The sequence below is a fragment of the Streptomyces sp. NPDC058964 genome, assembly GCF_042741275.1.
Lineage (GTDB): Bacteria > Actinomycetota > Actinomycetes > Streptomycetales > Streptomycetaceae > Streptomyces.
The window spans coordinates 1-13,849 of record NZ_JBHYKH010000095.1; the positions used below are offsets into that span (position 1 = coordinate 1).

The 13,849-nt window shown below is 72.7% G+C and carries 11 protein-coding genes and 1 pseudogene; 2 read left to right on the top strand and 10 right to left on the bottom strand.

Going from position 1 to position 13,849, the window contains the following annotated elements:
• Nucleotides 1-355, top strand: a pseudogene (locus tag ACFW2E_RS14800) (hypothetical protein); the annotation flags it as partial.
• On the opposite strand, the gene ACFW2E_RS14805 reads toward ACFW2E_RS14800, so the two are convergent.
• The 6 genes from ACFW2E_RS14805 to ACFW2E_RS14830 all read right to left on the bottom strand — a co-directional run bounded on the left by ACFW2E_RS14805 (nucleotide 294) and on the right by ACFW2E_RS14830 (nucleotide 9,264).
• Nucleotides 294-1,577, bottom strand: coding sequence for an MFS transporter (locus ACFW2E_RS14805; protein ID WP_384466316.1), 1,284 nt, complete (start codon nucleotides 1,575-1,577; stop codon nucleotides 294-296). The pseudogene ACFW2E_RS14800 and the gene ACFW2E_RS14805 sit on opposite strands and share 62 nt — an antisense overlap.
• A 3-nt stretch (nucleotides 1,578-1,580) precedes the next feature.
• A complete protein-coding gene (locus ACFW2E_RS14810; RefSeq protein ID WP_384466318.1) occupies nucleotides 1,581-2,123 on the bottom strand; it encodes a DUF5825 family protein in 543 nt (180 codons plus the stop codon).
• Entirely contained in the window at nucleotides 2,120-3,985 is a 1,866-nt protein-coding gene (locus ACFW2E_RS14815) for a RiPP maturation radical SAM C-methyltransferase (RefSeq protein WP_384466320.1), read from the bottom strand. Before ACFW2E_RS14815 ends, ACFW2E_RS14810 begins: the two co-directional genes overlap by 4 nt.
• Before the next feature lie 194 nt (nucleotides 3,986-4,179).
• On the bottom strand, nucleotides 4,180-6,747 hold the full coding sequence (locus ACFW2E_RS14820) for a polynucleotide kinase-phosphatase (protein ID WP_384466322.1): 2,568 nt from the start codon (nucleotides 6,745-6,747) through the stop codon (nucleotides 4,180-4,182).
• Nucleotides 6,744-8,210, bottom strand: a complete 1,467-nt coding sequence (locus tag ACFW2E_RS14825) for a 3' terminal RNA ribose 2'-O-methyltransferase Hen1 (protein WP_384466324.1) — start codon at nucleotides 8,208-8,210, stop codon at nucleotides 6,744-6,746. Before ACFW2E_RS14825 ends, ACFW2E_RS14820 begins: the two co-directional genes overlap by 4 nt.
• A 115-nt stretch (nucleotides 8,211-8,325) precedes the next feature.
• Nucleotides 8,326-9,264 (bottom strand): hypothetical protein, encoded by a 939-nt coding sequence (locus ACFW2E_RS14830; protein WP_384466326.1) that lies wholly within the window; start codon nucleotides 9,262-9,264, stop codon nucleotides 8,326-8,328.
• Nucleotides 9,265-9,442: 178 nt separating this feature from the next.
• On the opposite strand from ACFW2E_RS14830, the gene ACFW2E_RS14835 reads away from it, so the two are divergent.
• Nucleotides 9,443-10,363 (top strand): D-alanyl-D-alanine carboxypeptidase family protein, encoded by a 921-nt coding sequence (locus tag ACFW2E_RS14835; protein ID WP_384466328.1) that lies wholly within the window; start codon nucleotides 9,443-9,445, stop codon nucleotides 10,361-10,363.
• A 122-nt stretch (nucleotides 10,364-10,485) separates the two neighbouring features.
• Here the strand turns inward: ACFW2E_RS14835 and ACFW2E_RS14840 are convergent, their stop codons facing one another.
• The 4 genes from ACFW2E_RS14840 to ACFW2E_RS14855 form a co-directional block, all read right to left on the bottom strand.
• On the bottom strand, nucleotides 10,486-11,409 hold the full coding sequence (locus tag ACFW2E_RS14840) for an LLM class F420-dependent oxidoreductase (RefSeq protein ID WP_384466330.1): 924 nt from the start codon (nucleotides 11,407-11,409) through the stop codon (nucleotides 10,486-10,488).
• A 248-nt stretch (nucleotides 11,410-11,657) separates the two neighbouring features.
• The gene (locus ACFW2E_RS14845; RefSeq protein ID WP_384466332.1) at nucleotides 11,658-12,128 is read right to left on the bottom strand and encodes a DUF6099 family protein; all 471 of its coding nucleotides are present in this window, start codon (nucleotides 12,126-12,128) and stop codon (nucleotides 11,658-11,660) included.
• A 168-nt stretch (nucleotides 12,129-12,296) separates the two neighbouring features.
• On the bottom strand, nucleotides 12,297-12,659 hold the full coding sequence (locus ACFW2E_RS14850; RefSeq protein ID WP_384466334.1) for a nucleotide pyrophosphohydrolase: 363 nt from the start codon (nucleotides 12,657-12,659) through the stop codon (nucleotides 12,297-12,299).
• Nucleotides 12,656-13,849: ATP-binding protein (locus ACFW2E_RS14855; RefSeq protein WP_384466336.1), on the bottom strand; the 1,194-nt coding region annotated here is incomplete at its 5' end. The genes ACFW2E_RS14855 and ACFW2E_RS14850, both read right to left, overlap by 4 nt.

Genomic DNA, 13,849 nt, shown 5'->3' on the forward strand with positions numbered 1-13,849 from the left:
GGGCGAGGGGGGTGGCGTCGCGGCCCAGGCCTCGTCCGGGGTGCTGGTGGGGACCGGTACCGGGGCCACCGGGTGGCTCCGGTCGGTGTGGCAGGAGCGGGCCACCCGGCCGGCGCTCCCCTCCCCCACCGAGGAGCGGCTGCTCTGGTTCGTGCGGGAGGCCTGGCCGTCGCCGGCCACCGGAACGTCGCTGGTGGCGGGCGAACTCACCGCCGCGGCGGCCCTGTCCGTCACCGTCGAGTCCGAACGGCTCGTCGTCTTCGGCGACGGGATCGAGAGCGACGCGCTGGAACTCACCTGGGGGCAGACGGTCCGGATCCGGGTGTGCGCGGAGCGCCTGCGGCTGGTCGGCTGACGCCGGGCGCCCACAGGGCCGTCGCCGCCAGCAGCGCCACCGCGGCCGACCCCAGCAGTACGGGCACGTTGCCGAGTTCCGCGGCCAGCGCACCGCCCGCCAGCGCTCCGACCGGCACCGTGCCGAGCAGTGCCGCCTGCACGAACCCGGCGACACGGCCCTGCATGGCGGCCGGTGTGGCCAGTTGCTGCAGGGTGGTCATGGAGATCGCCCACACGGTGACGGCGAGTCCGTAGCACAGCTGGTAGGCCAGCAGCAGCGGGAAGGCGGGACCCAGCGAGGCCGCCGGGACCAGGAAGACCGCGCCGCCCGCCGGCAGCGCGCAGATCCTCGTGGCCGACCACAGGCCCGTCGCCCCGGCGAGACGGCCGGCGAGCAGCACGCCCGCCATGGTGGCCGCGCTGTGCACGGCGTACGAGGTGCCCAACTGCCAGGCGGGCAGGCCGAGATCACGGGTCGCGTAGTACACGAACAGCGCGCCCGCCGCCCCGCTGCCGAGGTTGAGTCCGGCGCCCGCGAGGACCATCAGCCGCAGCCTGGGTTCGGCACGTACGACGGTGAGTCCCGCGCGGAGCAGGGCGGCCGGCGACTCCCTGCTCCTCCGGACGGGCGGGTCGTTCAGTGCCCCGGGCAGTGCGAGCAGGAGCAGCGCCTCCACGGCGTAGGCGGCGGCGCCCGCCAGCAGGGCCGGGGCGGGACCGAGGAGACCGACCAGCACACCGCCGAGTGCCGGTCCGCCGATCTGTCCGGTGGTACGGGCCCCGGTGAGCGCGGAGTTGGCGGCCAGCAGCCGCTCCGGTCCGACGACCCGGGGCAGGGCCGCCTGCAGGGCGACCGAGAGCGTGAAGGTCAGGGCTCCGGACAGGACGGCGACCCCGTACAGCTGGGTGCGGCCCACTCCTCCGACGGCGGCCGCGAGCGGGACCGAACCGACGACGAGGGCCTGCGCGGCGGTGACCGCGACGAGCAGCCGGCGCAGCCGCACCCGGTCGACGAGCACCCCGGCGAACGGGCTCAGCAGCGCCCCGGGCAGATAGGTCAGCGCGAGCACCGCCGCCGCCGCGAACGGTCCCGCGTGCAGCCCGGTCACCGCGAGCAGCGCCACGGCCAGGGCAGTGACCTGGCGTCCCACGGAACCGGCGATCTGCTCCCCGCAGAGCAGTACGAAGGCGCGCTGCCGCCGCAGCGGAACCGGCCGGGCCCCGGCGGGCGCCGGGCCCACCCCTCAGATCCCCGTGCAGGGCACGGGCCAGCGGCCGACACGCGGTGGCAGGGCCACCGCCCACCCGTCGGTGACCAGCGCCAGCCGCTCGGCGGCCAGCAGGCCGGTGGCCTCCCGCCGGCCTGGGTCCAGGTCGTCGAGGGGCGTGGGGTCCAGCAGCGTGTGGAAGGCGGAGAGCAGATCGGGGTGGTCGAGGGTGAGCCGGGCCGCGCGGCCGGGTTCCCTGCGGTCCATGACGGTGACGAAGCCGGGGCCACGGCGGTGATAGAGCATTCCGAAGGAATACCCCGCGCGCCAGCTTCCCAACTCCGCACTCTCACTGCGCAGTTGAGCGGGCGGAGGCAGATGGCGCAGGAGCCGGGCGTCGTACGGGGTCCGGGCGTCGGCGGCCTGCCAGCTCACCGGGAGCCCCAGGCTCTGGCATTCGCGCAGGAACTGGACCGCCGTCGTGGTCCGCCGCCCGCCCGCGCCCAGGTCGAGCGGCTCGGTCACCTCCACCCGGCGGTCCCGGACGCGGTGCGCGACGGCGGCGGGCAGCCCGGTCATCCGGTCACCCCCGCCGCGTCGGGCATCCGGACCGGTTCGCCCCAGGTGGGCAGGGCCACATACGTCCGGCCGTCGCGGAACAGCAGGCCCAGGGAAAGGGCCTGCCGGACCCATGCGCGCAGGTCCTCCGCGCGGACGTCGTGGCCGTCGTCCGTCAGCAGCCGGTGCAGCGCGGACTCGGTGCGCCCGTCCTCCAGGCGGCGCAGGGCGGCCGCCCGCCAGCCGGTGAAGCGGTGGGTGGCCTGTGGCCGCCCGTGCCGCCGGTCGTGCACGAGCAGGGTGCCGGCACGGTCCTCGGCCTCCTCGAACAGCAGCCGCGAGGGGTGGTGCCCGGCCCGCCACTCGGCCACGGCCGCCTTGAGCCGCTCCTCGACCTCGCCCCCGATACCCGCGTCCTCCGTGTCGAACAGGTAGACAAGATCGGCGAGTTCGTCCTCGGGCAGGTCGTACACGTGCCGGTACATCTCGGCGGGGCGCCGTTTGCCGAAGCCCAGACCGGGGTCGGTGAAGTGCGGGCTGAACCGCTCGAGCTGGATGCGGTGGGCGCCGCTGGGCGGCTGGAGGTGGACCAGCGCCGGAATCTGGTCCACGACGGCCGCGTAGTCCTCGGCGGTCTCGCCGGGGAAGCCGTAGAGGAGGTTCCAGGAGCAGGTGAGCGAGTGGTTCTCGCACTCGCGCAGGGTACGGACGTTGCGGGCGCCGGTGACGCCCTTGTCCATGAGGCCGAGCACCCGGCTGCCCAGGCTCTCGATACCGGGCTGGATGTGCACGGTGCCGGAACGGCCGAGGAGTTCCAGCTGGTCGGAGGTGAGGTTGGACTTGACCTCGTAGTGCAGCCGCAGGTCCCAGCCGCTGTCGACGACACGCGGCAGGAAGTCCCGGAAGTACGCCATGTCGATGATGTTGTCGACGGTGACGACGTCGAGGAGACGGTGCCGGCGCACGAGGCGGTCGATCTCCTCCCACAGCCGCTCCCCCGGCTTGGCGCGGAAGGCCATGGACGAGCCGTTGAGCCCGCAGAAGGTGCAGTGGTGCTTCTCGCCCCACCAGCAGCCCCGCGCGCCCTCGACGACCAGCTTCGGGTGGACGTACTCCAGCACCGGCGACGCCTCCAGGGCGGCCTGCCACCGGTCGTAGTCGGGCGAGGGGATGTCGGCGGGCGCCACGGTCCGCCGGGTCTCTCCGTTGGCCCGGGAGACCTCGCCGTCCCACCAGCACAGGCCGGGGACCCCGGCCGGCGGGGTGCCGTCGTCCAGGTGGCGCAGCAGGGCGGGAAAGGCGTACTCCCCCTCGCCGCGCACCACGTGGTCGACGAACCGGTGGTTGCGGTGCAGGGCGTGGCCCATGGGACCGTCGCAGTTGCTGCCGCCGAAGACGACCGTGACCTGGGGGCGGCGGCGCTTGAGCTCCCGGGCGAGCGCGAGGGAGGCCACGTTCTGCATGAACGTGGTGGTGAACCCGACGACGTCGGGTTCCGCCGCGAGCACCTCGGTCGCGGCGTCGGCGATGAAGCCGGCCGCGTACGGCCGCATCTCGACGGCGGTGTCGACGAACACGTCCCGGCGCGCCGCGTAGTCCCGCAGCCGTGCCGCGCCCCAGTCGGGGTCGTCGTACAGGACGCCGGAGAAGACCCAGTCGCCGAGGCCGTGGAAGATCGAGTCGCTGCCGACCGCCACGTAGTCGCCGGGACCCAGCCGGCCTCCGGAGTGTTCGAGAAGGTGCTCCGCCCAGCGCAGCGAGCCGTGGAACTCCGTCACCTCGTCGGCCGGGCGGGCCTGCCGCACCAAGCGGTGCAGCAGACCCACCTGCAAGGAGGGGAGGTCGATCGGATGCCAGGGCATCGTCACCAGGTGAACGCGCATACCGCCCCTTCGTCAGCGGGTCGGCCGCTTCTCCAGGATCGCCGGCCGGCGGGTGGTGCTCCGGTCCTCGCGGACCACGACCTTCTTGATCTCCATGTCCCTCACTCCCTCCGGTGTCCCGAACACACGTACGTCGCAAGGCGTTTCACCATATGGACACTTACGTGTGGGGCACAAGGTGTCGGTGGGGAGGCTCACAGACGCGGGTCGACCGGCTCCGACTCCAGCGCCAGCACGCCGAACACCGCCTCGTGCACCCGCCACAGCGGCTCACCCTCCGCCAGCCGGTCCAGGGCCTCCAGCCCCAGCGCGTACTCGCGGATCGCCAGTGACCGCTTGTGGTTCAGGAACCGCTTCCGCAGCCGGTCGAGGTTGTCCGGGCGGGTGTACTCGGGACCGTAGATGATCCGCAGGTACTCCCGGCCGCGGCACTTGATGCCGGGCTGGACCAGCCTGCCGTGCCGCTCGTCGCGCACCACGGCGCCGACCGGCTTGACGACCATGCCCTCGCCGCCCCGGCCGGTCATCTCCAGCCACCAGTCGACACCCGCCCGCACCGACTCCGGGTCGCCGGTGTCCACGTACAGCCGCCTGGTGGTCTGCAGCAGTCCGGTCCCGTCGTGCTCGACGAGCCGGTCGATCAGCGCGAGCTGTTCGTCGTGCGGCACGGCGGCCAGGCTGCGGCCCTGCACGGCCAGGATCTGGAACGGGGCGAGACGCACCCCGTCCAGGCCGTCCGTGGTCCAGCAGTAGCGCCGGTATGCGTCCGTGAACGCGGCCGCGTCGGCGGACCGCCCACGCTGCCGGGACAGCAGCCCGGACACGTCCACACCACGCGCCGACGCGCCCTCCAGGGCCGCCAGCGCACCCGGGAACACCGCGCCGGACGCGGCGCCCACGGCCGCGTACTGCGAGCGCAGCAGCCCGGACGCCTTCAGCGACCACGGCATCAGCTCCGCGTCGAGCAGCAGCCAGTCCGTGTCGAGTTCGTCCCACAGGCCCGCCTCGCCGATCGCCGAGCGCAGGCGTCCGAGGATCACCTCGGTCACGGCCTCGTCGTCGAAGAACGGGCGGCCCGTGCGGGTGTACAGCGACCCCGTCGGTCCGTCCACGCCGAACCGGTTGCGGGCGGCGTCCGCGTCCCGGCACACCAGGGCGACCGCCCGGGAGCCCATGTGCTTCTCCTCGCACACGACCCGCTCGACGCCGTCCGCCGCGTACTGGGCGAAGGCCTCGACCGGATGCTCCAGGTAGTCTCCGTCGGCGGCTCCGCCGCGGGCCCCGGCCTGACTGGTGGCCGTCGGTGCCATGGTCGGCGGGAGGTACGGCAGCAGCCGCGGGTCCACCGCGAAGCGGCTCATGACCTCCAGCGCCGCGGCCGCGTTCTCCTCACGGACCGCGACCCGGCCCGCGTGCCGGGTCTCCACCGCCCGGCGGCCGTACACGTCCGCCAGGTCCAGCGGCCGCCCGTCCTGCCCACCGGGCGCCTCGCTGCGCAGCGGCCTGGCCGGCTCGTACCAGACCCGCTCGGCCGGTACGTCGACCAGTTCCCGCTCCGGCCAGCGCAGCGCGGTCAGACTGCCGCCGAAGACGGCGCCGGTGTCCAGGCAGATGGTGTTGTTGAGCCAGGTTGCCTGCGGAACCGGGGTGTGGCCGTAGACGACGGCGGCGCGGCCCCGGTAGTCCTCGGCCCACGGGTAGCGCACCGGCAGCCCGAACTCGTCCGTCTCGCCGGTGGTGTCGCCGTACAGGGCGTGCGAGCGGACCCGGCCGGAGGTGCGGCCGTGGTACTTCTCGGGCAGGCCGGCGTGGCAGACGACCAGCTTGCCGCCGTCGAGGACGTAGTGGCTGACGAGCCCGTCCAGGAAGCGGCGCACCTCGGCCTTGAACTCCTCGCTCTCGCCCTCCATCTGGTCGATGGTCTCGGCGAGCCCGTGGGTGTGCTGGACCTTGCGGCCCTTGAGGTAGCGCCCGTACTTGTTCTCGTGGTTGCCGGGCACGCACAGCGCGTCGCCCGACGCGACCATGGACATCACCCGGCGCAGCACGCCCGGGGTGTCCGGGCCGCGGTCGACGAGGTCGCCCACGAAGACGGCCGTACGGCCCTCGGGGTGCACGCCGTCGGCGTAGCCCAGCTTGGCCAGCAGGGACTCGAGTTCGGACGAGCAGCCGTGGATGTCGCCGATGATGTCGAACGGACCGGTGAGGTGGGTCAGGTCGTTGAAGCGCCTCTCGGTGACGACGGTGGCGTTGTCGGCCTCCTCCGCCCCGCGCAGGACGTGCACCTTGCGGAAGCCCTCCCGCTCCAGGTGCCGCAGCGAGCGCCGCAGTTCGCGGATGTGCCGCTGGATCACCCGGCGCGGCATGTCGGCCCGGTCGGTGCGGGCCGCGTTGCGCTCGGCGCACACCTCCTCGGGCACGTCGAGGACGATGGCGACGGGCAGGACGTCGTACTGCCTGGCGAGCTCGATCAGCCGCCGCCGGCTGTCCTGCTGCACGCTGGTGGCGTCGACGACGGTGCGCCGGCCGGCGGCCAGCCGCTTGCCCGCGATGTAGTGCAGGACGTCGAAGGCGTCCCCGCTCGCGCTCTGGTCGTTCTCGTCGTCGGAGACCAGGCCGCGGCAGAAGTCCGAGGAGATCACCTCGGTGGGCTTGAAGTGCCGTCGGGCGAAGGTGGACTTGCCGGAGCCGGAGGCGCCGACGAGGACGACGAGGGACAGGTCGGTGACGGGGAGGACTCGTCCCGTGCTGGTCTCGGTCATGCTGCCTTCGCCTCCTTCTCGGTGTCGTTGCGGTGGAACACGGCCATCTGGGTGGGCGGCCCCACCTCGGGGTCGTCCGGGCCGACGGGGCCGAACGCGATCTCGTAGCCGTGCCGTTCGGCCACGGCCCGCGCCCAGGCACGGAACTCCGCGCGGGTCCACTCGAAGCGGTGGTCGCCGTGCCGGACGTGCCCGGCGGGCAGGGTCTCCCAGCGGACGTTGTACTCGACGTTCGGGGTGGTCACCAGGACCGTGCGCGGGCGCGCGTGACCGAACACGGCGTACTCCAGGGCGGGCAGCCGGGGCAGGTCGAGGTGCTCGATCACCTCGCTGAGCACGGCCGCGTCATAGCCCTTGAGCCGGTTGTCGGTGTAGGCGAGCGAGCCCTGGAAGAGCTTCACCCGGGCCGCCTGCCGCTCCGCCATGCGGTCCAGCTTGAGCCGGCGCGAGGCGATGGTGAGGGCCCGCACGGAGACGTCGACCCCGACGACCTCCGTGAACCGCGCGTCCTTGAGCAGCTCGTGCACCAGCTGGCCCTGACCGCAGCCGAGGTCGAGGACCCGGGCGGCACCGGCCTCGCGCAGGGCGGCGACGATCGCCTCCCGGCGCTGCACGGCGAGCGGTGTCGGCTTCTCCTCCGCCTCGCTCTCCTCCTCGACGGCGTTGTCGATCGACTCGACCTCGCTGTCGTCGGCCTCGGCAAGACGCACCAGCTCCAGCCGTTCCATCGCCTGCCGGGTCAGCGACCAGCGGCGGGAGAGGTAGCGGCTGGTGATCAGCTTCTGCTCCGGGTGCGTGGGCAGCCAGCCCTCACCGGCCCGCAGCAGCTTGTCGACCTCTTCGGAGGAGACCCAGTAGTGCTTGGCGTCGTCGAGGACGGGCAGCAGGACGTACAGATGGCGCAGCGCCTCGGCGAGGGTCAGCGCCTCCGACTCCAGGACGAGACGGACGTACCGCGAGTCGCCCCACTCGGGGAACTCGGTGTCCAGGGCGACGGGTTCGGCGGTCACCGCCCAGCCGAGCGGCTCGAAGAGCCGCCGTACGAGCTCCGGTCCGCCGCGGGCGGGCAGCGCGGGCACCTCGACGCGCAGCGGCAGGGGCGCCACGGCCCGCTCCGGGCGCGCGTTGCACACGCCCCGCAGGGCGCTGGAGAACACTGCGCTCAGTGCGACCGCGAGCAGCGAGGAGGCCGCGTAGGGGCGGTCGTTGACGTACTGGGCGAGTGCCGCGTCGGGTGCTCCGCCGCGGCCCTTGCCCTTGCCCCGGCGGACCAGCGCGACCGTGTCGACCTCCAGCAGGAGCGCGGCCGTGCAGCGCTCGGCGTCCGCCTCTGGATAGAAGACGTGGGCGGTGCCGTAGGAGGTGGAGAAGGTCTGTGCCTTGTCGGGATGCTTGTGCAGCAGGAACCCGAGGTCGGTGGCCGGGAGGGCGGCGGTGCCGCTCGTGGAGATCGTCAGGAACACATGCCCGAGTCTCCCGGGGTCGGGCCCCCTTGACCACCGGTTTTCGCGCAGCAGGGGGTGAGGATCGCCGTCGTTCCGGCGGTCAGGGTGGCGCCGGTGATGCGGATCGCCCCGCTCATGCCTCCTTCTCGATGATCGTCCGGGCGTTCCCGACAGCCCGTTCCTCCGCCGCGCGCATGGCGTCCAGGTCCTTCTTGCGCTTGCCGATGAGCGCCTTCTGCACGTGGGCCTGGACGGCGTGGACCGTGTGGATGTAGTCGGTGTCGAGCTTGCAGCGGGCGTCGGCGGACGCCGTCCTCTTCTCCTTCCCCGACGGCTCGCCGGTCCGGTACCAGGCGGTGTCGAACGATGCCTTGTCCGGGTCGGCGTAGTGGAAGCCCTTCTCCTTCATGCAGGCCGACCACTCGCGGTCGGCCTTCTTCCAGGCCGGGTCCTTCCGCGCCTGCTTGTCGGACTCGTACCAGAGTTCGAGGGCCAGGGAGTAATAGCCGCTGAGCTTCAGGCCATTGACCTTGGTCGTCCTGGGCGGGTGGCCGTAGATCTTCCGCGTCGCCTGTCCCAGGCAGCCGCCCTCGGGGATGGGGTGCCCGTGGGCCCGGCGGCTGTCGCCCGTGTCGAACGTGCCGGTGAGGGCGACGTACTGTTCGGCGGGCCACTCCAGGGACTGGGAGGACTCCTCCTGATCGCGGTTGTGGTAGCCGTGCTCGGCCGCCCGGTCGGGATCGTCGACCCCGTAGGGGCTGTCGTCACCGACCTTGCCGCGGCCCACGAACGTCCCCTTTCGGACCGGGTACGTCGACTCGACGGTCCTGGTGTTGAGCGTCGCGAAACCGCCGAAGCCGAGCCGGACCATGCACCGCTTCGCGAGGATCCACTGCGCCTTGCCGACGGCCCGTCCCGCGTCCGACGACGGGTCCGGTATGTAGGCGTGCAGCGGGAACGACTCCATGCTGTTGAGGCGGTGGGCCTCGTCGGCGGGGTCGTCATGGCCGGCGAACTGGCATGCCGACAGGGCCAGCAGGCCGGTGAGGGCGAGAGGGAGCACTTTGCGCACCCGGTCATCCGATCAGGACTTGATCATGTGCGCTGTGATGGAGCCCACAGTTCCGGCACGGACCGTTCACATTCCGAGCACATCGCCCCGGTCCCTGTGATCTCCGCCATGGCCCTCCGGCCCGCGAGCTGATGGAGTGGGTGATCGTCAACTGACCAATGACGGAACGGGGATTGACATGACCATCAGCACAGGCGCGCGCGTGCGCAGACGACTCGCCGTGACGGCGACGGCCGCCGCCGTACTGTCCACCGGGGTGCTCGCGGCCGCGCCCGCCCAGGCGGCTCCGGCGGCGCCTTCGGTGTCGGCGCAGGGCGCGTTCGCGATGAACACGGCCACCGGCCGGACGCTGTTCGCCAAGGGGGCGGACACGCCGCTGAGGACGGGCTCCACGACGAAGATCATGACGGCGCTCGTGGTGCTGTCGCAGCGCAACGTGAACCTCGACCGCAAGGTCAAGATCAAGAAGGAGTACACCGACTACGTCATCGACCCGGTCACCCACACCCAGCGGTACTCCAGCGCCAACCTGATCCTCGGCGACTCGATGAAGGTGCGGGACCTGTTGTACGGGCTCATGCTGCCGTCCGGGTGCGACGCGGCGTACGCGCTGGCGGACACCTACGGTTCGGGGTCGACGACGGCGCAGCGCACGAAGTCGTTCGTCGCGAAGATGAACGCCAAGGCGCGCGAGCTGGGGCTGACGAACACCCACTTCGACTCCTTCGACGGGGTGTCCAACGGCAGCAACCACGCGTCTCCGCGTGACCTGACCAAGCTGGCCGCGGTCGCGCTGAAGAACAAGACGTTCAAGAAGGTCGTCGGCACCAGGAAGTACGACGACATGCAGTCGTACCGGCCCGGCGGCGGCACGCACACGATGAATCCCTGGGAGAACACGAACAAGCTGCTCGGGTCCTACCGGGGCGCGATCGGCGTGAAGACCGGATCGGGGCCGGAGGCGAAGTTCTGCCTGGTGTTCGCGGCGACCCGCGGCAACAGGACCGTGGTGGGAACCGTGCTCGCGGACACATCGGTGGACGAGCGGCTCAAGGACGCGAAGAAGATCCTCGACCACGGCTTCGCGCAGCACGGCTGAGCGTGCCCCGCACACGGCTGCCGGGGCGGGGCGGGCCCGATCGTGTCCCCCTCCGCCCCGGCGGCGTGTCAGGCCGGCCCCTGCGGCCCGGTGTGCGGGCGGAGGGCCGGGCGCCCGGTGTGTTACGGCAGCTGCGACTGGACCTGGGAGGAGATGAGCTCCAGGTGGTCCAGGTCGGAGAGGTCGAGGATCTGGAGGTAGATGCGCTGCGAGCCGGCCTCGGCGTAGCGGCCGATCTTGTCGACGACCTCGGCCGGGGACCCGGCCAGACCGTTGGCCTTCAGTTCGTCGGCCTCGCGGCCGATCGCGGCGGCCCGGCGGGCGACCTCCTGGTCGTCCCTGCCGACGCAGACGACCAGCGCGTTGGAGTAGGTCAGGTCGCCGGCCGCGCGGCCCTCCGCCTCGGCCGCGGCGCGCACCCGGCCGAACTGCCGCTCGCTGTCCTCGACCGAGGCGAACGGGATGTTGAACTCGTCGGCGTACCGCGCGGCGAGGCGCGGAGTACGGGTGGCGCCGTGACCGCCGATCAGGACCGGGATCCTGGCCTGGGCCGGCTTGGGCAGCGCGGGCGAGTCGGTGAGATCGTAGTACCTGCCGTGGAACTCGAAGGTCTTGCCGACCTCGGTCGCCCACAGACCGGTGACGATGGCCAGCTGTTCCTCCAGGCGGGCGAACTTCTCCTTCGGGAACGGGATGCCGTACGCCTTGTGCTCGGCCTCGAACCAGCCCGCGCCCAGACCCAGTTCGACGCGGCCGCCGGACATCTGGTCGACCTGGGCGACCTGGACGGCGAGCACGCCCGGCAGCCGGAAGGTGGCGGCGGTCATGAGGGTGCCGAGGCGGATGCGCTTGGTCTCGCGGGCCAGACCGGCGAGGGTGATCCAGGCGTCGGTGGGACCGGGGAGGCCGTCCACGTCGCCCATGTGGAGATAGTGGTCCGAGCGGAAGAAGGCGTCGAACCCGAGGTCTTCGGTGGCCTTCGCCACGGCGAGCAAGGTGTCGTAGGTCGCCCCCTGCTGGGGCTCGGTGAAGATTCGAAGGTCCATACATCCATCGTGCACCCCGACGGGCACGTCAGCCCCACCGGCACCCCACGTCCCCCCTCTCCCCGGTCGGGTGAAAATACGTCAGCCGGACGCACGGGCCGTGCCGGGCCAGTGACCGGCCCCGGTGTGATCGCCCGCCGGGCGGTGCCGGACCGTGCGGCGGCGCTGAACGCGGACCTGGCTGATCCGCACGCCGGAAGCCGGGTGCGGGCGTCGGCCGAGGGTGACGCCGGCTGACGCCGCCGCTCTCACCCCGGCTCCTTCTCCGGTAACGCCTCCTCCCGCGCGGCCAGCTTGCGCAGCATCTCCAGTACCCGGTCCCGGGACTCGTCCGCCGCGTCGATCGCCTCCATGCACTGCCAGTACGTCGCCTGGTCGTCCGCGGAGCTGGCCATGCCGACGAGGGCGATGCCCACCTCGCCGAGGAGGCCGCCGAGACCGAGGAGCGTCTCGCGGGCGTCGTCCAGTTCGGTGAGCTGGGCGGCGCGCAGGTCGCCGGGGCCGAGCTCCGGGGCGTCCAGGACACCGCAGCCGCGGCCCGCCAGCTCCGTCAGGCCGAGCGCCTCGCCGCGCAGTTCGGGCGGCCCGGAGACCGCCAGCCGGCTGCCGATCGCCTGGGCCAGGGCCTGGGCCTGCCACACCTCCGTCAGGATCTCCGGCGCGTCGCCGCTTCCCGCCAATGCGCTCCTGCTGGTCACGATGAGCCGCATCGCATCCATGGGCCGTCCCCGTCCGCCCGACGTGCTGTCGCACGCTCTCCGCCCGAACTCCCTTGTCCATCACGTTCACTACCCAGCGTGAGGGTGGCTGAGACAGAAAGCCAGAGGAAGACGGAAATCTGTGGACAACAATTCGGATTCGGACGGCGTTTTGACTTCGCAGAGTGATTACGGAATCGGAGGTTCCCTACGCGCGTCACCCTCCCCCGGAACCGGGAACCTCCGTTCGTTCCGGTCGATCTTGGCGTCCAGGGCGGCCAGCGGGTCGATGCCGAGCACCTCGCACAGTTGCAGCAGATAGGCGAGCACGTCGGCGACCTCGTCCGTCACGCGGTGCGCGGTGCCGGGGTCGTCCATGACACGGGCCGACTCCTCGGGCGTCAACCACTGGAAGATCTCGACCAGTTCGGATGCCTCCACGCTGAGCGCCGCGGCGAGGTTCTTGGGGGTGTGGTACGGCTGCCAGTTCCGGGCGGCCGCGAACTCGGCCAGCCGGCGCTGCAGTTTCGCCACGTCCAGGTGTTCCGTCACGGCTCCAGGTGTACCACCGTGACGTCGTCGGTCCCGGTGGCCCACGACGCGTCGCTCACCGCCCCGACGAGGCGGATGTGCCCGAGTGCGCACATCCGGCCGGCCATCCGCAGCAGTTCCGTCCGCTGCCGTCCGTCCAGCGCGCGGTCCAGGCCGTCGGCGAGGACGGTGAGCGTCCGCAGGGCGTCGGGGACCTCGTGGGGCGGATCGACGTCCAGGACACCGGGACCGGTGAGCAGCACCAGGGCCAGCGCGAGATACCTCAGCTCGCCGTCGCCCAGCCGGCCGACCGCGGTCAGGATGCCGTCGCCCCGGTCGAGCAGCGCCCGGACCGTGCCGTCGCCCAGCGGCTCGGCGGTCAGGTCGGCCACGGGTCCGGCGCATCCGGCGCGCACGGCGGCGACGAGCCGCGCGTGCCGTCGGCCGCACTCCGAACGGGTGCGCCACAGGACCTCGGCGAGGTTGTCGCAGCCCGGCAGCAGCCGTCCGGCGCCGAGGGGGACGGCCTCGCGCATCCGGCCGGGGCGCGGATCGCAGGCGAAGACGGAGCGCAGGGCGACCACCGTCTGTTCGGCCGCGGCGAGCACCTGGCGCTGCCCGTCGGTCCTGCCGGCCACGCGCAGCGGGAGGAGCGCGGTGCCGAGGCGGTCGTCGGGGAGCGGGGCGCGGGTCACCGGTGCGGAACCCGCGGTGTGCCAGGCGGCCTGTACGGCGGGGCGCCCCGGGTCACGCAGGGCCGTCTCCAGGAGGACGAGGCCGCCCGCGGTCAGCCGCTCGCCCACGATCCGCAGTTCGGGCTCGGCCTGTACGGCGACGTCGAGCCGGACCGGGCCTTCGGGGCCGTCGGTGGTGCAGCCGATGCGGAAGCCGCGCCGGCGCTGGGCGTCGGGCCGGGCCCGCTCGGGGACGCAGGTCACCGGGTCCGGGAACACCTCCACGAGGGGCGCACCGGCACCGAGCCGGGCGAGCGCCTCGTAGGCCCGCAGCGCCGTCGACTTGCCGCATCCGCTGGGCCCGGCGAGGAGGGTGAAGGCACCGAGCGGAAGCGCCGCCCGCCGGTGCCCGGCGAACGCGGAGAGCCGCAACTCGGTGACCCGCGGCCGCCCCTGCCCGGCCCGGCCCGGCGGGCCGGAGCCGCCGGTCGGGGGGGGGGTGGGGGTGTGGGGGGGGAGTGGCCGGTCGCGCGCGGA